The organism is Flavobacterium supellecticarium, assembly GCF_004801375.1.
In the GTDB taxonomy this organism is placed as follows: Bacteria; Bacteroidota; Bacteroidia; order Flavobacteriales; family Flavobacteriaceae; genus Flavobacterium; species Flavobacterium supellecticarium.
On sequence record NZ_SSNZ01000010.1, the window covers coordinates 1 to 22,428 of the forward strand.

At 39.5% G+C, this 22,428-nt stretch carries 20 protein-coding genes; 11 read left to right on the forward strand and 9 right to left on the reverse strand.

Annotation, left to right across the window (positions count from 1 at the left end; translation table 11 throughout):
- Nucleotides 1-677, forward strand: a 677-nt coding sequence (locus E6C50_RS15505) for a T9SS type B sorting domain-containing protein (RefSeq protein ID WP_136404152.1), incomplete at its 5' end; no start/stop codon positions are given.
- 177 nt (nt 678-854) lie between these two features.
- Here E6C50_RS15505 and E6C50_RS15510 read toward each other — a convergent pair.
- Complete coding sequence (locus tag E6C50_RS15510; protein WP_136404153.1) at nt 855-2,048, reverse strand: pyridoxal phosphate-dependent aminotransferase; 1,194 nt, start codon at nt 2,046-2,048, stop codon at nt 855-857.
- A gap of 124 nt (nt 2,049-2,172) precedes the next feature.
- Here E6C50_RS15510 and E6C50_RS15515 point away from each other — a divergent pair, with 124 nt between their 5' ends.
- A complete protein-coding gene (locus E6C50_RS15515; RefSeq protein ID WP_136404154.1) occupies nt 2,173-3,501 on the forward strand; it encodes a PDZ domain-containing protein in 1,329 nt (442 codons plus the stop codon).
- A gap of 70 nt (nt 3,502-3,571) precedes the next feature.
- Here E6C50_RS15515 and E6C50_RS15520 read toward each other — a convergent pair whose 3' ends face one another.
- Nucleotides 3,572-4,006 carry a DUF1573 domain-containing protein gene (locus E6C50_RS15520; RefSeq protein WP_136404155.1) on the reverse strand — a complete coding sequence of 145 codons (435 nt, stop codon included), beginning with the start codon at nt 4,004-4,006 and terminating at the stop codon, nt 3,572-3,574.
- Nucleotides 4,007-4,241: 235 nt separating this feature from the next.
- On the opposite strand from E6C50_RS15520, the gene E6C50_RS15525 reads away from it, so the two are divergent.
- The 3 genes from E6C50_RS15525 to uvrB all read left to right on the forward strand — a co-directional run bounded on the left by E6C50_RS15525 (nt 4,242) and on the right by uvrB (nt 10,451).
- On the forward strand, nt 4,242-6,875 hold the full coding sequence (locus E6C50_RS15525) for a valine--tRNA ligase (protein ID WP_136404156.1): 2,634 nt from the start codon (nt 4,242-4,244) through the stop codon (nt 6,873-6,875).
- Between the two features lie 201 nt (nt 6,876-7,076).
- Entirely contained in the window at nt 7,077-8,408 is a 1,332-nt protein-coding gene (locus E6C50_RS15530) for a DUF389 domain-containing protein (protein WP_136404157.1), read from the forward strand.
- Nucleotides 8,409-8,465: 57 nt separating this feature from the next.
- Entirely contained in the window at nt 8,466-10,451 is a 1,986-nt protein-coding gene (uvrB, locus tag E6C50_RS15535; RefSeq protein WP_136404158.1) for an excinuclease ABC subunit UvrB, read from the forward strand.
- Between the two features lie 16 nt (nt 10,452-10,467).
- Here the strand turns inward: uvrB and E6C50_RS15540 are convergent, their stop codons facing one another.
- Nucleotides 10,468-10,911 carry a TerB family tellurite resistance protein gene (locus E6C50_RS15540; protein ID WP_317128634.1) on the reverse strand — a complete coding sequence of 148 codons (444 nt, stop codon included), beginning with the start codon at nt 10,909-10,911 and terminating at the stop codon, nt 10,468-10,470.
- A 47-nt stretch (nt 10,912-10,958) separates the two neighbouring features.
- Between E6C50_RS15540 and E6C50_RS15545 the strand changes: the two genes are divergently transcribed.
- Complete coding sequence (locus E6C50_RS15545) at nt 10,959-11,378, forward strand: DUF1456 family protein (protein ID WP_136404160.1); 420 nt, start codon at nt 10,959-10,961, stop codon at nt 11,376-11,378.
- A gap of 1 nt (nt 11,379) precedes the next feature.
- Nucleotides 11,380-11,907: a DUF4269 domain-containing protein gene (locus tag E6C50_RS15550; protein ID WP_136404161.1), complete on the forward strand. Its 528-nt coding sequence runs from the start codon at nt 11,380-11,382 to the stop codon at nt 11,905-11,907.
- 41 nt (nt 11,908-11,948) lie between these two features.
- On the opposite strand, the gene sucC is transcribed toward E6C50_RS15550, so the two are convergent.
- From sucC to E6C50_RS15570, 4 genes are all read right to left on the reverse strand, one after another.
- Nucleotides 11,949-13,142, reverse strand: a complete 1,194-nt coding sequence (sucC, locus tag E6C50_RS15555; protein WP_136404162.1) for an ADP-forming succinate--CoA ligase subunit beta — start codon at nt 13,140-13,142, stop codon at nt 11,949-11,951.
- 221 nt (nt 13,143-13,363) lie between these two features.
- The gene (locus tag E6C50_RS15560; RefSeq protein WP_136404163.1) at nt 13,364-13,621 is read right to left on the reverse strand and encodes a DUF6952 family protein; all 258 of its coding nucleotides are present in this window, start codon (nt 13,619-13,621) and stop codon (nt 13,364-13,366) included.
- A gap of 2 nt (nt 13,622-13,623) precedes the next feature.
- Entirely contained in the window at nt 13,624-13,938 is a 315-nt protein-coding gene (locus tag E6C50_RS15565) for a thioredoxin family protein (RefSeq protein ID WP_394346709.1), read from the reverse strand.
- A 13-nt stretch (nt 13,939-13,951) separates the two neighbouring features.
- Nucleotides 13,952-14,587 (reverse strand): peroxiredoxin, encoded by a 636-nt coding sequence (locus E6C50_RS15570; protein ID WP_136404165.1) that lies wholly within the window; start codon nt 14,585-14,587, stop codon nt 13,952-13,954.
- Nucleotides 14,588-14,852: 265 nt separating this feature from the next.
- On the opposite strand from E6C50_RS15570, the gene E6C50_RS15575 reads away from it, so the two are divergent.
- From E6C50_RS15575 to E6C50_RS15585, 3 genes are read left to right on the forward strand one after another with little or no spacing between them, the layout of a single operon-like run.
- Nucleotides 14,853-16,805, forward strand: coding sequence for an amino acid permease (locus E6C50_RS15575; RefSeq protein WP_136404166.1), 1,953 nt, complete (start codon nt 14,853-14,855; stop codon nt 16,803-16,805).
- Between the two features lie 33 nt (nt 16,806-16,838).
- Nucleotides 16,839-17,684: an N-acetylglucosamine kinase gene (locus tag E6C50_RS15580; RefSeq protein WP_136404167.1), complete on the forward strand. Its 846-nt coding sequence runs from the start codon at nt 16,839-16,841 to the stop codon at nt 17,682-17,684.
- Nucleotide 17,685: 1 nt separating this feature from the next.
- Nucleotides 17,686-18,060 carry a methylglyoxal synthase gene (locus E6C50_RS15585; protein WP_136404168.1) on the forward strand — a complete coding sequence of 125 codons (375 nt, stop codon included), beginning with the start codon at nt 17,686-17,688 and terminating at the stop codon, nt 18,058-18,060.
- On the opposite strand, the gene E6C50_RS15590 is transcribed toward E6C50_RS15585, so the two are convergent.
- Together E6C50_RS15590 and E6C50_RS15595 are read right to left on the reverse strand one after the other, a co-directional pair.
- A complete protein-coding gene (locus tag E6C50_RS15590) occupies nt 18,041-18,424 on the reverse strand; it encodes a RidA family protein (RefSeq protein ID WP_136404169.1) in 384 nt (127 codons plus the stop codon). The two genes, E6C50_RS15585 and E6C50_RS15590, sit on opposite strands and share 20 nt — an antisense overlap.
- 18 nt (nt 18,425-18,442) lie before the next feature.
- Entirely contained in the window at nt 18,443-21,124 is a 2,682-nt protein-coding gene (locus E6C50_RS15595; protein ID WP_168732840.1) for a putative LPS assembly protein LptD, read from the reverse strand.
- A 123-nt stretch (nt 21,125-21,247) separates the two neighbouring features.
- On the opposite strand from E6C50_RS15595, the gene E6C50_RS15600 reads away from it, so the two are divergent.
- A complete protein-coding gene (locus E6C50_RS15600; protein WP_136404171.1) occupies nt 21,248-22,426 on the forward strand; it encodes an N-acetylmuramoyl-L-alanine amidase family protein in 1,179 nt (392 codons plus the stop codon).
- The last annotated feature ends 2 nt before the right edge of the window (nt 22,427-22,428 follow it).

The following is a 22,428-nucleotide window of genomic DNA, read 5'->3' on the forward strand; positions in this document are numbered from 1 at the left end:
TCAACAGCGGATTGGATGCTACAACGCATACGTTCCAATGGTATGAGAATGATGCAGCGGGAGTACCACAACCGATTACAGGTGCAACAGGAGCTACGTATGAAGTAAACCACCCGGGAACGTTCTCGGTAATTGCAACCAGTATTGCAACAGGATGTTCTTCATTACCGGCATCAGTAGTGATCACACAATCGGAACCGGCAGAAGTAACGGCTTATGTATCGAATGCATTTACGGATAACCAATCGATCACAGTAGAAGCGATCGGAATCGGAGAGTACGTGTATCAATTAGACGAAGGCGATATCCAGACAAGCCCGGTATTTACCAATGTAAGCTCTGGCTCGCACACCGTAACGGTATACGATAACAAAGGTTGTGCTACGGTAACAATCCCTGTAACGGCAATCAACTATCCGCATTACTTTACGCCAAATGGAGACGGATACCACGATTTCTGGAATATTGGTGATTTAGAAAACGATGCAAACGCAAAAATTTATATATTTGACCGATACGGAAAACTATTGAAACAGATCAAACCATCGCGCTCAAGCGGATGGGACGGAACGATGAACGGTCAACAGCTGCCATCGACGGATTACTGGTTCACAGTGACTTATACGGAGAATGGAGATATTAAAGAGTTTAAAGCACACTTCTCGTTAAAACGATAATTGTAATTGAATCTCAAATAAAAGGGCTGTCCGATTGGACAGCCCTTTTTGTTTGGGTTGAGAGAAGAAACACCTGACAGGTTTTTAAAACCTGTCAGGTGTAGTATAAATAGCAGCTAAAACAAATAAAAAAAGCGATGCCTTAGCATCGCTTTTTATAATATATGAAAAGTAGTATTACTTATTGTTATACGTATGCAACGCTTCTTTTAAAATTCGAACCGATTGAATCAGATCTTCTTTTTTCAAAACATAAGCAATGCGCACTTCATCAAGACCAACATTTGGAGTAGAATAGAATCCGGCAGCCGGAGCAACCATAACAGTCTCTCCGTTTAAATCGTAACTTTCCAAAAGCCATTGTGCAAAATCATCGGCATTTTTAATGGGTAGTTTAGCAATACAATAGAAAGCTCCTTTTGGAGAGGCAACGGTAACACCATCGATTTTATTTAATTCGGCGATTAACGTATCTCTACGGTCTTTATATTCGGTGATTACATCGTCAAAATAGCTTTGCGGTGTTTCCAGTGCTGCTTCGCTGGCAATCTGTGCAAATGTAGGCGGACTCAAACGAGCCTGAGCAAACTTCATAGCGGTAGCCATTACAGCTTTGTTTTGGGAAACGATACAACCGATTCGCGCACCACACATACTATAACGTTTGGAAACAGAATCAATCATAATAGCGTGCTCTTCCAGTCCTTCGATATTCATTACAGAATAATGTTTATCACCATCGTAAGTAAACTCGCGGTACACTTCGTCGGCAATCAGGAAAAGATCGTGTTTTTTAACCAGTTCGGCCAATTGCATGATCTCTTCTTTCGAATATAAATAACCGGTTGGATTGCCAGGGTTACAAATTAAAATGGCTTTGGTTTTAGGAGTGATCAGTTTTTCAAAATCACTGATTGGAGGAAGCGCGAACCCGGTTTCGATAGTCGAAATAACCGGTACCACTTTTACACCTGATGCAGTTGAAAAACCATTATAGTTGGCATAAAAAGGCTCTGGGATGATAATCTCATCATCAGTATCCATCGTACTTCCCATTGCAAATAAAAGTGCTTCCGATCCACCGGTAGTGATAATAATATCAGCAGTGTCGATAGGAAGACCGTGCTCACGGTAATATTTGGAAAGCTTAGTACGGTAGCTTTCAAATCCTGCGGAATGGCTGTATTCCAACACCGAGATATCGGCATTTTTTACAGCATTTAAAGCTACTTCCGGTGTTTTAATGTCCGGCTGACCGATATTAAGATGGTAAACTTTATGACCTTTCTTTTTCGCAATTTCTGCATAAGGAACCAATTTTCGGATTGGCGATTCAGGCATCTGTTGCCCTTTTAATGAAACTTTAGGCATGGTGATAATTTTTGTTGCACAAATTTGCGACTTTTTTTTAAGAAATTGATAAAAAATCCGCCTTCAAATTTTATATTAATAGGAAATATCGACGAAAATAGCTATATTTAAGAAAAAATTAGTGATGCGGTTATTTGTCTTCCTTTTGCTAATCATCACATATCCCGCCAAACTTTTGGCACAAGAAGGCTTTCAATGGCATTCCCCTAAAGACAAGATTGATATCCCATTTGTTTTTGTAGATAATTTGATCATTATTCCGGTGGAAATCAACAATGCCAAAATGAATATGTTATTGGATTCGGGTTCGGAACCGTCGTTGATTTTTAGCTTTCCACAAAGCGATCCGCTACAGTTATATAATACAAAAAAAGTGCGGATTTCCGGATTAGGTAGTGAAGAGATGGCAGAAGGACTGTTGTCGCAAAAAAACAAACTTAATGTCAGTAATTATATTGATACAAATTTTGAAATTCTGGTGATTCTGGATGAAAAACTAAATTTCTCATCCCGTATCGGAATCCCGGTCAATGGGATTTTAGGGTATTCTTTTTTTAGAAATCATCTGGTAGAAATCAACTATATCAAAAAAAAGATCACACTTTATAAAAACAACGACCTGTTAAAAAGCAAACGGATACGGAAATATACGGCAATACCTTTGGATATTGTAAATGGCAGGCCCTATGTAAATGTAAATACAAAATTGGATGGTAAAGAATTACCGTTAAAATTATTGATGGATACCGGATTAACCGATGGTTTATGGCTGTTTGAAGACGATGTGATCAAATGTAATGACAAATACTTTGAAGATGTTTTAGGGGAAGGAATCGGTGGGACTATTTACGGAAAAAAATCACGTTTATCGGAAATAAGAACGGCTCATTTCCTGTTTAAAGAACCATTGGTTTCGTATCCGGATACGACTTCGTATAAGCAATTAAGCATTGTCAAAGATCGAAATGGTTCGTTGGGAGGGGAGATCTTAAAACGCTTCTATTTGATTGTGGATTATAGCGGAAAACAAATTTATGTAAAGAAAAACAAAATGTTCGACGATCCGTTTTTGTATAATATGAGCGGTATCGAAGTGCAGCATAATGGCGTTCAATGGATACAGGAATCGGTTAAAAACGATGTTAACAAAAATTTGCCAATAGGTACGACCAATATCGATGATATTGTATTTGATAATTCCAGTTTTAAATACAAATTTATGCTGAAGCCGGTTTTTGAAATTGCCAGTGTACGTAAAGGTTCACCAGCTGATGAAGCCGGATTAAAGGCGGGCGATAAGATTATTCGGATCGAGCGTAAAAATGCCTATAATCTGACCAAGCAGCGAATTAATGAGTTGTTGCAGGTCGAAGACAGTAAAACGATTCGGATTGAAATAGAACGCGACGGAAAGAACCAGGAATATCAGGTAACGATCCGAAAGCTATTCTAAAAAATGTTGATCAAATAAAAAAAGAGCAGTTCAAAATGAGCTGCTCTTTTTATATCAGTAAGTAAAGTTGTTACGACTGTGGTGTTGCTTTTGGTTTTTCAAGCACGCCCGATTCCTGTTTTACAACTACTTCTCCTTTAATACGTAAAGCTACTTTTCCACCTTCATAGTTAACCGCATTGGATTCTACTGTAATGGTTTTGCTGATTTTACCAGGGTTCATGTTATATTTAACATCGATTTTACCGGTTTTACCAGGCATAATTGGTTCCGTAGGTTTAGAAGGTACTGTACATCCGCAAGTAGATTGTACATTAGTAATAATTAGCGGAGCATCTCCGGTGTTTTTAAATTCGAAAGAACGAATACCGTTATCCGATTCTTTGGTAACCATACCATAATCGATAGTGTTGTCTTTTGCTTTAAATTCAATTTTCGGTCCTTTTTGAGCATATGAAGCAACACTAAATGCTAATACTGCAACTAATCCTAATAATTTTTTCATTTTCAACTTAGTTTTTTTAATTGTTATTGTAAAATTACATTGTTTTGCTAAACGAACAAATATTTTAACGCTCTTTTTTTATTTGCTCAGATATAACTATTTTTGCGATATAGTTTACAAAAAGTGTACCAAATTATAACGCTATAAAGGGTTCTTTTTTGAGGAAACATTTTGAAAATAAGTGATTTATAGTTCGGTGAGCTATGCTAAACAAAAAACAAATCAAATTATTAATATGACAATTCCAGCTCAATTTGACGCCAAAGCAGTAGAACAGAAATGGTATGACTACTGGATGAAGAACAATTATTTTCACTCGGAACCTGATCACAGAACGCCGTATACTATTGTTATTCCTCCGCCAAACGTCACCGGAGTACTACATATGGGACACATGCTGAACAATACGATTCAGGATGTACTGATTCGTCGCGCCCGTTTGAGAGGATTCAATGCCTGTTGGGTTCCGGGTACTGATCACGCTTCCATTGCGACAGAGGCTAAAGTTGTAGCAAAATTAAAAGAGGAAGGGATCAATAAAAACGATCTTACCCGGGAAGAATTTTTAGTACATGCCTGGGAATGGACCAACAAATACGGTGGCGTAATCCTGGATCAGCTAAAAAAACTGGGTGCTTCCTGCGACTGGGAACGTACGAAATTTACGATGGATCCGGATATGTCGGCATCGGTAATCCGCACGTTTGTGGATCTGTATAATAAAGGATTGATCTATAGAGGATATCGTATGGTAAACTGGGATCCGGAAGCCAAAACAACGCTATCGGATGAAGAAGTTATTTACGAAGAACGTCAGGGCAAATTATACCATTTGCGTTATCAGATCGAAGATAGTAACGAATATGTTACCATTGCAACCACACGTCCGGAAACGATTTTGGGGGATACAGCAATTTGCATTCACCCGGATGACGAACGTTATTTCCATTTGAAGGGTAAAAAAGTAATCGTACCGATCTGTAATCGTGTGATCCCGATTATTTTTGACGAATATGTAGATATGGAATTCGGAACCGGATGTTTAAAAGTAACGCCGGCGCACGATGTAAACGATAAGGAACTGGGGGATAAACACAATCTGGAGATCATCGATATCTTTAACGAAGATGCGACGCTAAACGTGTTCGGATTGCAGTATGAAGGAAAAGACCGTTTTGTAGTTCGCGAAGAAATCGCAAAAGAACTGGAAACATTAGGAGCTTTGGTAAAAGTGGAAACCCATATTAACAAAGTAGGAACTTCCGAAAGAACCAAAGCTGTAATCGAACCGCGATTATCCGATCAGTGGTTCCTGAAAATGGAAGAACTGGTAAAACCGGCGATCAAAGCGGTATTGGAAACGGAAGAGGTAAAACTGTATCCAAGCCGATTTAATAATACGTACCGTCACTGGATGGAAAACATCCGCGATTGGAATATCTCCCGTCAGTTATGGTGGGGACAACAAATTCCGGCCTATTATTATGGCGATGGAAAAGAAGATTTTGTAGTAGCCGAAAGCAGAGCGGAAGCCTTAGCATTGGCAAAACAAAAAACAGGAAATCAGATTCTGACCGAAAATGACCTAAAACAAGACGTAGATGCCCTAGATACCTGGTTCTCTTCCTGGTTATGGCCGATATCGGTTTTTGGAGGAATTATGGATCCTGAAAATCCGGAATATAAATATTATTATCCGACCAATGATTTGGTAACCGGACCGGATATCCTGTTTTTCTGGGTAGCACGTATGATTATTGCCGGTTATGAATATGCCGGAGAAAAACCGTTTACGAATGTATACCTAACCGGTTTGGTTCGGGATAGCCAACGCCGAAAAATGTCAAAATCACTTGGAAACTCACCGGATCCGTTGGATTTGATTGAAGAATTCGGTGCCGATGGAGTACGGGTAGGGTTGTTGTTAAGTGCTTCGGCCGGAAACGATATCCTGTTTGATAAAGAATTGTGTAACCAGGGGAAAGGTTTTACCAATAAAATATGGAATGCTTTCCGTTTGATCAAAGGATGGGAAGTAAGTGATAGCGTAGCACAACCGGAATCGGCAAAAGTTGCGATTGAATGGTATGAAGCCAAATTGCAGAAAACCCTAGTGGAGATCGAAGATCATTTCGAAAAATACAGAATTTCGGATGCGCTTATGGCCATTTACAAACTGGTATGGGACGATTTCTGTTCATGGTTCCTGGAAATGATTAAACCGGGTTACCAACAGCCAATCGATAAAACGACTTTCGAAAAAGCCATCGAAATGTTGGAGGCAAACCTAAAACTATTGCATCCGTTTATGCCGTTCTTAACGGAAGAGATCTGGCAACATATAATCGAAAGAACGGAAAAAGAGGCATTGATCATTTCCGAATGGCCAAAAGCGAAAGCCTATAGTGAGCGTTTAATTCAGGAGTTTGATTTTGCAACCGAAGTAATTTCGGGTATCCGTACGATCCGTAAAGATAAAAATATTCCGTTTAAAGATGCGATTGAGCTTAAGGTGATCAATAACGAAAAAGCAACGACTTTCTTTGATACGGTAATTCAGAAATTAGGAAATATCAGTACGTTGGAATATGTTTCGGAAAAAGTAGACGGAGCGTTATCGTATCGTGTAAAATCCAATGAGTACTTTATTCCGATCACCGGAAACATTAATGTGGAGGAAGAAATTGCCAAGTTAACGGAAGAATTGAATTATATAAAAGGCTTCCTGAAATCGGTACAGGCAAAACTTTCCAATGAGAAGTTTGTAGGATCGGCTCCGGAAAAAGTGGTAGCGATGGAACGCCAGAAAGAGGCCGATGCGCTTGCTAAAATTGAGACGATCGAACAAAGTCTGATGAGTTTAAAATAAACGAAAACGACAGATAAACAAAGGCTGCTTCCTACGAAGCAGCCTTTGTTGTTTATTAATACACCTGACAGGTTTTTAAAACCTGTCAGGTGTTGAATGTTAGCGATTAAAGAAAGATAGATAACCTAACTAAGGTATTGGGAATAAATCACTATCTTTAAGAGGCATATAAAAAGAAGTGTTTTTTAAAAGTTAGAATTTATGATAAAACGCATACTGGAATATTTAAACCTGGAAAGAGAAGTTGACGATTTTGATAAAATCCACGAGAATATCGAAAAAGATGTCATTTTTAAAGGGACAAACCTCTGGATTTTAGTTTTTGCCATTTTTGTAGCTTCGATTGGATTGAATATGAATTCGACGGCCGTGATTATCGGAGCGATGTTGATTTCTCCGTTAATGGGCCCAATCAACGGAATGGGTTATAGTCTGGCAACCTATAACTTTCCGTTATTCCAGAAGGCTTTTAAAAATTTCGGATTTGCCGTTATGGCGAGTTTAATCGCGTCGACCTTATATTTTACAATCAGTCCGGTTTCGACTGCACATTCGGAATTGTTGGCCCGAACCAGTCCGACGATTTACGATGTACTGATTGCTCTTTTTGGCGGTCTGGCCGGAATTGTAGCGATGAGTAGTAAACAAAAAGGAAATGTGATTCCGGGTGTGGCCATTGCAACGGCTTTGATGCCACCTTTGTGTACGGCTGGCTATGGTCTGGCGACGTTTAATCTGAATTATTTTTTCGGTGCCTTTTACCTATTTACGATCAATACGGTATTTATAGCCCTTTCGTCGGTTTTGGTTTCCCAATTATTAAAATTCCCGATTCGTACACTGGTCAACGAAGAACAAAAGAAAAAAGTAAACCGTTGGGTGTCGTTTGTAATTCTCATTACGATAGTGCCCAGTATCTATTTTGGTTATGTTCTGGTTGTAAACGAAAGATTTACGACTCAGGCCGATCGTTTTGTTAAAAGTGTAAGCGTATATGACGGGAATTACCTTTTAAAAAACGAGGTCGATCCCAACAAAAGAAAAATTACGCTGGTCTATGCCGGAAATACCTTAACCGATAAAGCCAAAAAGAACATTCTAAGCAAAGCGCTCGATTTTAGTATCGACAGTTCCAGTGTCAACATTCAGAAAGGACTTGCTTTTGGCGAATCGAATGATAAAAACCTGTCCAAAGTCGAAAGCCTGCAAAGCGAACTGAACCGTATGCATCTTTTGTTAAAAGAAGGTAAGCACAAACAGGATAGTATTAATGCAAGGGTTCGAATCGGAAAACAATTATTGGCTGAGATCAAACCGTTATATCCGGGAATAAGGTCCTGTTCGTTTTCGGAAACGGAAATATATCGGGATACATTACCGGAAAAAACGGCTATTGTAACCTTTTCGGCGATTAGCAATGGCCTAAAACCAGACGATAAAAACAAAATTACCGAATGGATCCGTTCGCGTGTCAATAACGAAAAAACCAGAGTCTATTTTGAAACGGAAGGAGCTGTTAAAAAGGCTCGTTAAACTTTTAGCTGTTTTCGTATTTTCCTTTGTACCTTTGCAACTAGCAAAATGTAACCAATGAAATTTCAGGTAGTTTCCGAGTATAAGCCAATGGGTGATCAACCACAGGCTATAGACAAACTGAGTAATGGAGTGAATAGTGGTGAACGGTACCAAACCCTTTTGGGAGTAACTGGTTCCGGAAAAACCTTTACGGTGGCCAACGTGATTCAGGAAGTGCAGCGACCAACACTGGTACTCGCGCATAACAAGACACTGGCGGCACAGCTGTATTCGGAATTCAAACAGTTTTTTCCGAACAATGCGGTAGAATACTTCGTGTCGTACTACGACTATTACCAGCCGGAAGCCTTTATACCGGTAACCGGAACCTATATTGAAAAAGATCTGTCGATTAACGACGAACTGGAAAAGATGCGACTGAGTACGACTTCATCCCTGTTGTCGGGTAGGAGAGACGTATTGGTGGTCGCTTCAGTATCTTGTTTATATGGTATTGGTAACCCGGTAGAATTTCAGAAAAACGTAGTTTCCATCGAACAGCATCAGGTCATTTCCCGAACAAAATTATTACACCGTTTAGTACAGAGTTTATACGCGCGTACGGAAGCCGAATTTACGCCGGGAACCTTTCGGATAAAAGGGGATACGGTGGAAGTATATCCGAGTTATGCCGATGATCCGTTTCGGATTCACTTTTTTGGTGATGAAATTGAAGAAATCGAAGCCTTTGATCCGAAAACAGCGCAGGTAATCGAAAAATACGACAAACTAAATATCTATCCGGCCAATATGTTTGTAACGTCACCGGATGTATTGCAAAATGCAATCTGGGAAATTCAACAGGATTTGGTAAAACAGGTCGATTATTTTAAAGAAATCGGAAAACACCTCGAGGCCAAACGTCTGGAAGAGCGAACCAATTTTGACTTAGAAATGATTCGCGAATTGGGGTATTGTTCCGGTATCGAAAACTATTCCCGTTATCTGGATGGACGAGCACCCGGAACACGACCGTTCTGTTTGCTGGATTACTTTCCGGATGATTTTCTGATGGTGGTCGACGAGAGTCACGTTACGATTTCTCAGGTGCATGCGATGTATGGTGGCGACCGTTCGCGTAAGGAAAATCTGGTCGAATATGGATTCCGTTTACCGGCGGCGATGGATAACCGTCCGTTAAAGTTTGAGGAATTTGAAAGCCTGCAAAATCAGGTGATTTACGTGTCGGCCACACCAGCCGATTACGAATTACAAAAATCGGAAGGAATTTATGTCGAACAAATTATCCGTCCGACCGGTTTGTTGGATCCGATAATTGAAGTACGTCCAAGTCAGAATCAGATTGACGACCTGATTGAGGAAATACAATTGCGTTGTGAAGCCGACGAACGCGTATTGGTAACCACACTAACCAAACGTATGGCGGAAGAACTAGCCAAATACCTGACAAAAGTGTCCATACGTTGTCGTTATATCCATTCGGAAGTCGATACGCTGGAACGGGTTGAAATCATGCAGGATTTGCGAAAAGGATTGTTTGATGTACTGATAGGAGTAAACCTCTTACGGGAAGGGTTGGATTTACCGGAAGTATCGCTGGTGGCCATTTTGGATGCCGATAAAGAAGGATTTCTGAGAAGTCACCGATCGCTGACACAAACCGTGGGACGTGCTGCGCGTAACGTAAACGGTAAAGCGATCATGTATGCCGATAAGGTTACCGACAGTATGCAGAAAACGATCGATGAGACCAATTACCGTCGTACCAAACAGATGAACTATAACGATAAAAACAACATCGTTCCAAAAGGACTGAATAAAAAAATAGAAAGCGCGCTGACCAAAAACCAGTCGAGCTCCTACCAATATGAAGTGGCAGCCAAAGCGGCAGAACCGAATACGGCGTATCTGTCGAAAACGGAAATCGAAAAGCTGATTCGCGAAAAACGCAAGGCTATGGAAAAAGCCGCGAAAGATCTCGACTTTATGCAGGCGGCCAAATTACGAGACGAAATCAAAAGTTTACAGGAAAAAATATAAGTGTTTTGAAGAACGGCTAGTTATGCTGTTCTTCAAAAGCACAAATCAGAAAAGCCGGTTCGACCATTCGGTTCGGCGATTGTTCCATGGCTTTTAACGTCTTCCGGATTCCCATTGGATTCAATCCCATTTTAATTCCGATTTCATTGATCATCTTTATTTCGCGTTCGTGTAAAACATTGTCCACATGCATTAATAAAGCCAGGCGATAAAATTGCATCACGCGTTGGTGTTCGCTTTGAATTGGCATAATGGCAGCACGTTTTTTAAAAAGCTCCAGAAAGAGTTCTTTTTCAATGGCCAGTTCTTCGGCAACAATCGCTAAAAAATCGTATTCACTATCGTGCAACTCGCCATCAACAATGGCAAAAGCAATCATTTCAGATAAAAGACTTATTCGTTCCTCACGGGTATTCATATCGGGTATTTTTTTGCAAAAATAAATTAAAATCAGATTCAAAACAGAGACCGTTGATTTTATGTATCTTTGAACGATAATTTAGGACTATGACGAATAATGATATTTTTAAAAAGCTTCGCGTGGCATTGCAGTTGCGTGATGATCAAATTGTGGAGATTTTAGAACTGGTTGATTTCAGAATATCCAAAGGAGAGATTGGAAATTTTTTCCGCAATGCCGACCATCCGAAGTTTATGGAATGTGGCGATCAGGTATTGCGTAACTTCCTGAACGGATTGGTGATTCACCTGAGAGGAACAAAAGAGAACCCTAAAAATCCAATGGAAGTACTGGCGCAAAATAAAGAAGCGGTCAAAGCCGGAGGAAAATCGGAAGTAAAAGCGAAGGCACCACAAAAACCGGCAGCTAAAAAGCCAATGGGTAAAAAACCGGTGTTTAAAGCGAAAAAACAAGAACCCGTAGTGGAAAAAATCCGCTTTAAAAACGGAAAGAATAAAAACGCGTAATTTGAGTGTATTTGATACGTTGGATTACCTGAAAAAGGGAAATGCACTACAGCAAAAAAGCTACGACCTTTTAACGAAACATGCTATTTTGGAACTGCTATCGGATTTTGATCCGATTCTGGTTGGAACCATTCCAATCGCTATTGCGATTGAATCGAGTGATCTGGACATCGCTTGTTATTGGAAAGACAAAAACGGTTTTATAGCGACGTTACACAAAGCATTTTCTGGATATCCGGATTACTCTTGTCAGGAATTGGATCATGGCGCTATGGAAGCTATAGTGGCTAATTTCAGTATTGATGGCATTGCAATCGAAATCTTTGGACAAAATATTCCCACACGGGAACAAAACGGTTACCGGCATATGTTGATCGAACACCGGATTTTACAGGAAAGGGGAGCGGTATTTCGGGAAGCAGTTATTGCTTTAAAAAAGAGCGGAATCAAAACCGAACCGGCCTTTGCGCAACTTTTACAAATAGAAGGCGATCCGTATTTAGGATTGTTGGAATATAAAAAAGCCTGAGTTTTAAACTCAGGCTTTATAATTATATAACTTTTTATCAATTATGATAAAGCAGCTTTTACTTGATCAGCGGCTTCCTGGAATTCAACAGCAGATAAAATTGGCATACCGGAATTGTCGATCAATTCTTTAGCAATTTCTGCGTTAGTTCCCTGTAAACGTACGATGATTGGCACTTTAATACTGTCACCCATGTTTTTATATGCATCTACAACACCTTGTGCAACACGGTCACAACGAACGATACCACCAAAGATGTTAATTAAGATTGCTTTTACGTTTGGATCTTTTAAGATAATACGGAAAGCGGTTTCCACACGTTTTGCATCAGCAGTTCCTCCTACGTCAAGGAAGTTTGCCGGCTCAAAACCTGCATGTTTGATTAAGTCCATAGTAGCCATTGCTAATCCGGCACCGTTAACCATACATCCTACGTTACCGTCAAGGTCAACATAGTTTAATCCTACTTCTTTTGCTTCTACTTCAATTGGATTTTCCTCACGGATATCACGCATTTCAGCATACGCTTTCTGACGGAATAATGCGTTATCGTCTAAAACAACTTTTGCATCTACCGCTAAAATTTTATTATCAGATGTTTTTAAAACCGGGTTGATTTCGAAAAGAGAAGCATCAGCACCAACATACGCATCGTATAAAGCGGCAACGAATTTCACCATATCTTTAAACGCATCACCGGATAAACCTAAGTTAAAAGCGATTCTTCTAGCCTGGAAACCTTGTAAACCTACAGCAGGATCGATTTCTTCTGTAAAGATTAAATGAGGTGTTTTTTCAGCTACTTCTTCGATATCCATACCTCCTTCGGTAGAATACATGATCATGTTGCGTCCTTTACCTCTGTTTAATAAAACAGACATATAAAATTCTGAAGTTTCACTTTCACCAGGATAGTAAACATCTTCCGCAACCAATACTTTGTGTACTTTTTTACCTTCTGGCGGCGTTTGCGGCGTTACTAAATCCATTCCGATGATTTGCCCGGCAATTTCCTGAACTTGCTCCAGGTTTTTAGCCAACTTAACACCACCACCTTTTCCACGACCACCGGCGTGAATTTGTGCTTTGATTACATGCCATCCGGTTCCGGTTTCGGCAGTTAGTTGTTTTGCTTTTGCTACAGCTTCCTCGGCATTGTTAGCAACATAACCACGTTGTACTCTAACACCGTGACTAGCTAATATTTCTTTACCTTGATATTCGTGTAAATTCATAATTGGATACGTTTAGCTTTATTATAAAGTGCCACAAAAATAGCAAACTTGATTTAAAGTGCCTAATTAAATTTAGATGAGTTTACGATTATGGGATTAAAATAAAGCACTTTGACTGTTTTTTATTTTGAACGGAGTCTTAAGCACTGTTGAATCGGATAGAAATTAAAAAACGCCTTCCTTTCGGAAAGCGTTTTGTATTACAATTTGGAGCGTCGGGTTTATTTGTCGATCGAACCCAGAACCCGCTTCATAAAACTGTTTAAAGCTTCTTTTTTATCGGTTCCTTCTTTGACCATTTTGTGTACTTCCAATGCGCCATACATATTGGAGATTAACTCCCCGATTACGTCCAGTTCTTCGTCTTTTAACGACGGAACTTCGGTTAAGGCTTCCAGTACTTCGATGGTTTCGATAAGGTAGTCTTGGTCGTTCTCTTCGATAAACTGTGTAAGTTGTTTAATTACAGGTAATTTCATAATTAAGCGATTTCATTTACCAATTCCGACAACACTTCTGCTTTATTGGTTTGCGATTGGTTGACCAAAGCACCGTTTACGAAAGTAGCAAAAGTAGGCAGGTTGCTCACATTAGCCAGTTTTCGGGATTCCGGTGAATTTTCGGCATCAACCAATACAAAAGTGATATTTTCTTTTTCGGAAGCCAGTTTTTTAAATTTTGGCTTCATGATACGGCAGTTTCCACACCAGGAAGCAGAAAATTGTACCACTACTTTTTCGTTAGCACTCACTAACTCCTGTAGTTTATCTTCATTTAATTCAATTAACATAGCAATTTTTTTTAAAGAATTAGTTATTTAAGTAGTTTGCAACACCTTCTCTGGTAGCAAACATCGCTTCTTTTCCTTCTTCCCAGTTAGCAGGACAAACTTCACCTTTAGTCTGAACGTGCGTATAAGCATCGATAAGACGTAGGTACTCGTTTACGTTTCTACCAAGTGGCATATCGTTTACACTTTCGTGGAAAATTTTTCCGGTTTCATCTACTAAATACGTAGCACGGTAGGTTACGTTAGAACCTTCGATAATAACCGTATCCAAATCGTCATTGTAATTCGCTGTTTCGATATCTAAAATACCTAAGATGTTAGCAAGGTTACGGGTTGTATCCGCTAAGATCGGGTAGGTAACACCTTCGATACCACCATTATTTTTTGGTGTATTTAACCAGGCAAAGTGTACTTCGTTAGTATCGCAAGAAGCACCGATTACGATCGTGTTTCTTTTTTCGAATTCAGGTAAAGCAGCTTGGAAGGCGTGTAATTCAGTTGGACAAACAAAAGTAAAGTCTTTTGGATACCAAAATAATAATACTTTTTTGTTGTTTTTAGTTGCTTCTTCGAAGATGTTGATTTTTAAATTATCACCCATTTCAGAGATAGCGTCAATTGCAATGCTTGGAAATTTTTTACCTACTAATGACATAATTTTAATGAATTTTAAAGATTATTATTTTTTTGCAGTACAAAAGTAGCCAATTCTTAGCGGACCTTTGTATTAAGTTTGATTATTATTTTTTATTTTAATATAAATAAAACCTATCTGTATCTATGGATTTTACTTTATTTACCAGAGAACCGACAATTTATAAATTGGTTTTATATATTTGTTTTTATTAGCAGAAAAAAAAATTACGGTTTAATTTATTGTTAATAATCCTAAAACTAACCGATTACGCACAAAATAATTTATGAGTTTTTCCAATTTATTTCGAAAAAAATCCGTTGATGCCATATTAAAGCAGGTAAAAAAGAATGAAGCCGATGGTCACGGAGCCCTTGGTAAGCATTTAACGACAAGGGATTTAACCGCATTTGGAATTGCGGCCATAGTAGGAGCCGGGATTTTCAGTACGATTGGAAAGGCGAGTTCCGACGGTGGTCCGGCCGTTATCTTTTTATTCCTTTTTACGGCGCTGGCCTGTGGATTTGCTGCTTTTGCCTATGCTGAGTTTGCTTCGATGGTACCCGTTTCGGGTAGTGCCTATACCTATTCGTATGTCGCTTTTGGCGAATTAATCGCCTGGATTATCGGTTGGGCGTTGATTATGGAATATGCGATTGGAAATATTACTGTTGCGATTTCCTGGAGTGACTATTTTACCGGGCTGCTCGCAAGTGGTGGCATACACCTGCCACAATGGATACAAATGGATTACCTGACGGCTTCCAACGGTTATGCCGAAGCTACCGCATTAATGCAGGGCGGAAAGTCCTTTGAAAATCTGAGTGCAGCGTTACAGGCGGCTCATGAGGCCTGGACGACGTCGCCGGTTATCGGTTCGTTTCACTTTGTAGCCGATCTTCCTGCATTATTGATCATTATAATTATTACCTGGCTGGTATACCGCGGAATGAAAGAATCCCGTAATGCCAGTAACCTGATGGTGGTCGTTAAACTGGCCATTATTTTATTGGTTATTGCTGTAGGGGTGTTTTATGTGGATACCGAAAACTGGAATCCGTTTGCACCCAATGGTATTAATGGTGTTTTAAAAGGTGTTTCGGCGGTTTTCTTTGCTTATATCGGATTTGATGCCATCTCAACTACGGCTGAAGAATGTAAAAATCCACAAAGGGATTTACCACGTGGAATGATGTGGGCCATCGTAATTTGTACGATACTATATATTGTAATTGCATTGGTATTAACCGGAATGGTTAACTATAAGGAATTGAATGTAGGCGATCCGCTGGCATTTGTATTTGAAAAACTGGATCTGAAATGGTTGTCCGGTATTATCGCTGTAAGTGCGGTTGTGGCGATGGCAAGCGTATTGTTGGTGTTTCAGATGGGACAACCGCGAATCTGGATGAGTATGAGTCGTGACGGATTATTGCCAAAGCGTTTTTCGAAAGTACATCCAAAATACAAAACGCCTTCTTATGCCACCATCGTAACCGGTTTTGTAGTAGCGATACCGGCTTTATTTTTAAACCTTACAATGGTGACCGATTTATGTAGTATCGGTACTTTATTTGCTTTTGTATTGGTATGTGCCGGTGTTTTGGTGTTACAGGATAAAAAAGACATTCCGAGAGGAAAGTTTAAAACACCCTATATCAATGCGAAATATATTGCGCCGGTATTGGTAATCGCAGGTTTGGTATTCGCCTTTACTGTGAATAAAAAGGCGACTATGGATTTTATTACCAATGTGCCGCAGGTTAACGAGCCGTCGGCTATTGTAACGGCTTTAACGAAAGAAGAAGCCACCGGAGTATACAATCAGTTATTACAGGGAGATAAAGCGCATATCGCTAAGGAAACGCAGGATTTAGAACATATTCTAAGTAATTATAAAGAAGAGGATGCCGGTAAATATGCAGAAATGGTTGCCGGATTACCGATAAAAGACTCGGTAAAATATGAAAGCGGATTGGCTTTATTTCAGCATAAAATCCCGATGTGGATCTTTTTTATCGTGTTGATCGGATTAACCGTTTGGGCGTATAGAAAGAATTTGTCGCTGATTCCGCTTTTAGGATTAGTGTGCTGTTTGTATATGATGGCGGAACTAAGCGTATGGAACTGGATTTATTTCACAATCTGGTTGTTGATCGGACTGGCTATCTATTTTGGCTATAGTCAGAAAAACAGTAAGCTAAACTTTAATAAAATTGAGCCGACACTAAACGATTAAAAAGTTTATAAAAGACGAATAACACACAACAGGATGAGATTAGTAGTGGATAGTGGCTCAACAAAAGCCGACTGGATTGCATTGGATAACAAAGGAAATATACAGTTTACGGTGACAACCTTAGGGTTAAACCCGGAAGTGCTGGAAAAAGAAGAAATGTTGGAACGAATGTCACAGCGTTTTGATATTTCGCATAATAGGGATCTGGTTACCCATTTGTTTTTTTACGGTGCTGGTTGCGGAACCGACCGTATGAAGAATTTTCTGGCCGGTGTTTTTAGAGAATATTTTTCAAATGCGGAAGTTGTGGTTCACGAAGATACCTATGCGGCCGTATATGCGACCACGCCTCGAGGTGAAGAAGCAATTGTATGTATATTGGGTACGGGATCGAATTGCAGTTATTTCGACGGAAAAGAATTGCATCAGAAAGTACAGTCGTTAGGGTATATCGCTATGGATGATTGTAGCGGAAACCGTTTTGGTCGTCACCTGATCCGTGCGTATTATTTTGGTACGATGCCAATAGAATTGGCTGAAAAATTCGAAAAAGAATACGATCTGGACCCGGATACAATTAAGCATAATTTTTATAAGGTACCCAATCCAAATGCCTATCTGGCTACTTTTGCGAAGTTCCTTATTCAGCATAAAGACCATGAATTTATTCGTGCGATTATCGTAAAAGAAATGCAGTTCTTCGTTGATCATTATATTATGCAATATGAAAATTGTAAAACGATACCGGTACATTTTATCGGATCAATAGCCTATTATTTGAAAAGGGAACTTCAGGAAATCCTTACACAAAACGAATTAATACTAGGCAATGTATACCGTAAACCGATAGACGGATTAATTAATTATCACACAGTATAAAATGGAAATAGCAGTTATTGCGCATGATGGTATGAAAGCCGATCTGGTTCAGTTTTTAAACAAACACAAAAGCTTTTTGCAATCGGATGAAATAACACTTATTGCAACCGGTACAACAGGGAGTAAAGCCGAAAATGCAGGATTTAAGGTAACCCGAATGTTATCAGGTCCTTTAGGAGGTGATGCGCAGATTGCGGCACGCGTGGCGGAAGGAAAATGCAATATGGTATTGTTTTTTAAAGACCCTTTAGCAAAACACCCTCATGAGGCAGATATTAACATGCTCATAAGGGTGTGTGATGTACATAATGTGCCCTTGGCTACCAATCAGGCTACAGCCGAATTATTGATAAAGGCTATTTCTCAGCAATCATAGAGATTTCGACATTAACGTTTTTAGGCAAACAAGCCACCTGAACCGTTTCGCGTGCCGGAGCGGTTTTTTCGTTAAAATACGCACCGTAAACGCTATTTATTTTTGCGAAATCGTTCATGTCACTAATAAAGATAGTCGTCTTAACAACGTTTTCAAACGACATACCAGCCGCTTCCAATACCGCTTTCATATTTTCCATAACCTGTTTGGTTTCCACTTCAATGGAAGAAGTGATCAATTCACCGGTTTTCGGATCCAAAGCGATTTGCCCGGAAGTATATAAAGTACGGTCGTTTACCAGTACAGCCTGGTTATATGGACCGATTGGAGCCGGTGCATTTTCGGTAAAAATAATCTGTTTCATGCTATTGTGTTTTTATGATTATCGTAAACGACGATCCGGAAGACTACGTTTATCCCACTTGATATCGCTAAGAACGGAAGACTTGATTCCGATAAAGAAGCCCCAGTAGGAGTACGTTCCAAAGGGTACCCAGTTAAAACTCATTCTCCAGCTTAAAAGGTCTCTTTCAAAACGGAATTGCGTAAAGCTTACTCCTTTTCGAACAAAATCATATCCGGTGGAAACCCCAACTTTCCACTGCGGGGTTAAGTCGATATTTCCGGAAACCATCAGGGAGTTGGTTACGATCTGGTTTTCACGGTTATTGTTTCCATAGGTTAGGGAATAGGCAAATTGTAAATCCCAAGGGAGTGCCAGTTGGTAAAACCCTTTAAATTTGTCTTTACCGTCGTCGTCTTTGTCTTTAAATAAACTATGTCTGTTATCGCTCAGGTCGGTAGCGCGTCCGAATAAATCATCGCCACGGCCTCCGTTCATAACATTCTGATCGTTAACTTTTGAGTCTTTATCTGAACTTGGTCCGAAATCGGAACTGGAAAGGCTGTAATTAATAGTAATATTGGCACTCGTCATACGGAACAAACTACCACCGTTATCGATATTATACTTGTTGATTCGTTTTCCGGCATTGTCAATGGCATACATATCGAGTGTCGTACCAAAGTTAACATTCATTTTGTTGTTAAAAAACTGCGTTCCTCCCGAAACCATTACTGGTGACCATGCCAATGAGTCGGCAGCCATATTGTAATTCGTAGAAAAGTTCAGGTTGTTTAACAACATCACTTTTTTCGGTTCGGTTTTGGTTTCGTCCTTATCGCGAACTTTGGCTTCAAAAGTATTGCTCAGGGTAAAGCCAATATTATTTGCCATTAACTTTCCGGGAGCACCGAAGATACCGTTTTCAAAACGCGAATAATCCGCACGTGTCGCTCCGGTAGCATCGATGGCATACGTATCGTAATAGTTGCTAAAACTCGGTAAATAAGAATAGGAAACACTTGGACGCATTACGTGACGGATAGCCTGAATTTTTTTATCATCGCCAAAATTAAACGTACCATAAATGGTTGTTCCGATGTTGGAAGTGAAATTATAAGTGCGATAAGCATCAAAACCATTAATATCGTTGGTAACCACCTTGTTTTGTGAGGCATCGAATTCTTTACTGATAGTTTTCAAATACCATACTTCACTATAGTTGGTTCCGGCCGTCACACTAAAAAACTTGAATACTTTAAAGTTGGTACTAATCGGAATACTGTGCTGGAAACCGGTTTTGGAATCCCGGAACATCTGAGCGGTAAAAAACAGGGAATCGGTGGTGTGGATTCTGTTTTCGGCTCTCAGATTATACTGGAAGTTGATGTTTTTAAAGATCCCTTTTTTAAGTTCGTCTCTTTTGGCAAACGGGAAAATACGATCCACACTGGCCTGAAAAGTAGGTAGGGTCATATCAATAGCTTGCGTATTCGTATTCTGTGAATGCGTAGCGGTTACCGAAAAGTTCACCTGAGGAATAGTTTGTAAGGTCTGCGAATAGGAAATCGAAGAGCTCATGTTGTTATTCAGGGAAGAACCGACGTTAAGCATGTTTAACGTATTACGGAAATACTGACTACTACCTAAATTGACTGATGCGGAGAATCGGGAATTAGGACTGGCTTTGGCATCCTGAGAATGCGACCATTGAATGTTGTATTCGCGTCGCTTGGTATAATCGGGAAATCCTCTTTCGCTTTGAATCTGATTCTCGAAACGTATATTTACCCGTCCGTTAAAAGCATAGCGTTTGGCATAGCTACTTTCAAATCGGAGGGCATAACTTCCGTTGGTATAATAATCTCCTAAAACCGCAAGATCATAATAATCGCTTAAAGCGAAATAATAACCACCGTTCTGAAGGAAATAACCGCGATCACGGGTGTCACCAAATGAAGGAATTATAAAACCGGAAGCGGATGTTTCGCTCATCGGAAAATAACCAAAAGGCAATCCTAAAGGAGTTGGTACATCGGCGATAACCATATTGGTAAGACCAACAACTACTTTTTTACCGGGTACAAATTTGATTTTTCGCGCCAGGAAATAATATTCCGGATCGTCGATATTTTTTGAAGTGGTAAAACGGGCATTTTTCATAAAATACACCGAATCATTTTCTCTTTTGGAAACCTCTGCTTTGATACGGAAATCACTTTGCTCAGTTCTGGAGTTCCAAATTTTGGCTTTTTTTGTCTTAAAATTGAAACGAATTGAATCGGGTTCGACTACGTTTTGTCCCTGTTTAAAATAGGGGAATTGGGTGTAATTTCCTAAACTGTCTTTGATTCGTCCGGCATATACTTCGTCTTTGTCATAGTCTAATACGATGATTCCGGACTTTAATTCGATGTCTTTATAGTATAATTCGGCCTCGTTATAGAGGGTAAGTTGTTTCTTTTTTTGATCAATTTTTTCGTAATCTTTTGCTTTACGCTTCACAATACCGTCTATAGAGGACTTCTTTTTTTTGATAGTGTCGTTCTTGGTTTCGACAGTCGGTTTTTTTAAACTGTCAGGGTTCAGATGAATACTATCTTTCTGTTTTTCAGCGGGTATGTTTTTAGTTAAGGACCGGTTTTCCTGAGAATAGATTTCATGTTTTCCTGCGAGAAGAAAAAATGACAATAAAACGATATGAAATAAGTTTGTACGCAAAGGTTTTAATACTATTTTTGTAAAAATATGGCTCAATTTTTGACGGTTCAAACTTACATATATTTTTTTTCAAAAATAAGCATTTAATAAAATTATAACCAATATCGATAAATATCAAAGACAATGAGAGGGAACATCAAGTTTAATTTTATAAGACCAATTTTTTTACTATTGTTTTTCCATGCTGCTTTTGCTCAAAATAATACAAAATTTAAGGTTGTTTTGGATCCCGGACACGGTGGTAATGACTTTGGTGCCGTTTATCACGGCTATGTTGAAAAAAACAACGCCCTGAACGTAGCACTAAAAGTAGGGAAATTATTGGAAAAAGACCCTACTATACAGGTAATTTACACCCGTAAGACCGATGTTTTTATCGAATTGGACGAAAGAGCCAACATTGCGAACCGAAATGACGCTAATATTTTTGTGTCAATTCACTGTAATGCCAATAAAAATCTGGCCGCTTCCGGAACCGAAACTTATGTAATGGGGGTTACCCGTAACGCGTCCAACCTTGAAGTAGCGAAAAAAGAGAATGCCGTGGTTACGATGGAGAGCGATTATAAAATGAAATACGACGGATACGACCCGAATTCTCCGGAATCGTTAATCGGAATGACACTTTTACAGGAAGAATATATCGAGCAAAGTATTGATCTGGCTGCCCGTATTCAGGATGGTTTCGAAAACGGATTGGGACGAAAAAGCCGTGGTGTAAAACAGGCGGGATTCCTGGTATTGCGTAAAATCTATATGCCACGCGTATTAATCGAGATGGGATTCGTATCCAATAAAGACGAAGGTTCGTATTTGAGTTCGGATAACGGTCAGGAAGAATTGGCCAAAGCTATCGCCGATGCGATCATCGGCTATAAGAAAGAATACTTCGTACCCGGTGTTTCCGTAGGAAGAGACGAAAGACCAACACCGTCTAAAACAGTCGAAAAAGAACGTGAAAAAGAAAAAGATACCAAAGTAGTTAAGGTAGATTCCGCTAAAGTTACCAAAGAAATTAAAAAAGAAATCAAACCGGTTGCTTCGGCAAAAGGGGTGGTGTTTAAAGTGCAGATTTCGGCCAGTGGTAAAAAACTGGATTTAACACCAAGTAACTTTAAAGGGCTGAATAACATTTCGATGGAAGAAGATAAGACCATTATTAAATATTACTACGGACACGTAAAAGAGCATTCCGAAGCCAAAGAACTTTTAAACGAAGCGAAAGAAAAAGGCTTTACATCGGCCTTTATCGTGGCCTTTAAGGATGGTAAAAAGATTAGTATCCAGGAAGCATTAAAATAAAT

What these genes read in the sequence shown, in the direction of transcription:
- E6C50_RS15570 (WP_136404165.1), bottom strand. Translation starts at nt 14,587, where the DNA reads ATGTCATTAGTAGGTAAAAAATTTCCAAGCATTGCAATTGACGCTATC.
- E6C50_RS15585 (WP_136404168.1), top strand. Translation starts at nt 17,686, where the DNA reads ATGGAAATAGCAGTTATTGCGCATGATGGTATGAAAGCCGATCTGGTT.
- E6C50_RS15510 (WP_136404153.1), bottom strand. Translation starts at nt 2,048, where the DNA reads ATGCCTAAAGTTTCATTAAAAGGGCAACAGATGCCTGAATCGCCAATC.
- uvrB (WP_136404158.1), top strand. Translation starts at nt 8,466, where the DNA reads ATGAAATTTCAGGTAGTTTCCGAGTATAAGCCAATGGGTGATCAACCA.
- sucC (WP_136404162.1), bottom strand. Translation starts at nt 13,142, where the DNA reads ATGAATTTACACGAATATCAAGGTAAAGAAATATTAGCTAGTCACGGT.
- E6C50_RS15580 (WP_136404167.1), top strand. Translation starts at nt 16,839, where the DNA reads ATGAGATTAGTAGTGGATAGTGGCTCAACAAAAGCCGACTGGATTGCA.
- E6C50_RS15530 (WP_136404157.1), top strand. Translation starts at nt 7,077, where the DNA reads ATGATAAAACGCATACTGGAATATTTAAACCTGGAAAGAGAAGTTGAC.
- E6C50_RS15600 (WP_136404171.1), top strand. Translation starts at nt 21,248, where the DNA reads ATGAGAGGGAACATCAAGTTTAATTTTATAAGACCAATTTTTTTACTA.
- E6C50_RS15520 (WP_136404155.1), bottom strand. Translation starts at nt 4,006, where the DNA reads ATGAAAAAATTATTAGGATTAGTTGCAGTATTAGCATTTAGTGTTGCT.
- E6C50_RS15525 (WP_136404156.1), top strand. Translation starts at nt 4,242, where the DNA reads ATGACAATTCCAGCTCAATTTGACGCCAAAGCAGTAGAACAGAAATGG.
- E6C50_RS15560 (WP_136404163.1), bottom strand. Translation starts at nt 13,621, where the DNA reads ATGAAATTACCTGTAATTAAACAACTTACACAGTTTATCGAAGAGAAC.
- E6C50_RS15515 (WP_136404154.1), top strand. Translation starts at nt 2,173, where the DNA reads ATGCGGTTATTTGTCTTCCTTTTGCTAATCATCACATATCCCGCCAAA.
- E6C50_RS15575 (WP_136404166.1), top strand. Translation starts at nt 14,853, where the DNA reads ATGAGTTTTTCCAATTTATTTCGAAAAAAATCCGTTGATGCCATATTA.
- E6C50_RS15545 (WP_136404160.1), top strand. Translation starts at nt 10,959, where the DNA reads ATGACGAATAATGATATTTTTAAAAAGCTTCGCGTGGCATTGCAGTTG.
- E6C50_RS15590 (WP_136404169.1), bottom strand. Translation starts at nt 18,424, where the DNA reads ATGAAACAGATTATTTTTACCGAAAATGCACCGGCTCCAATCGGTCCA.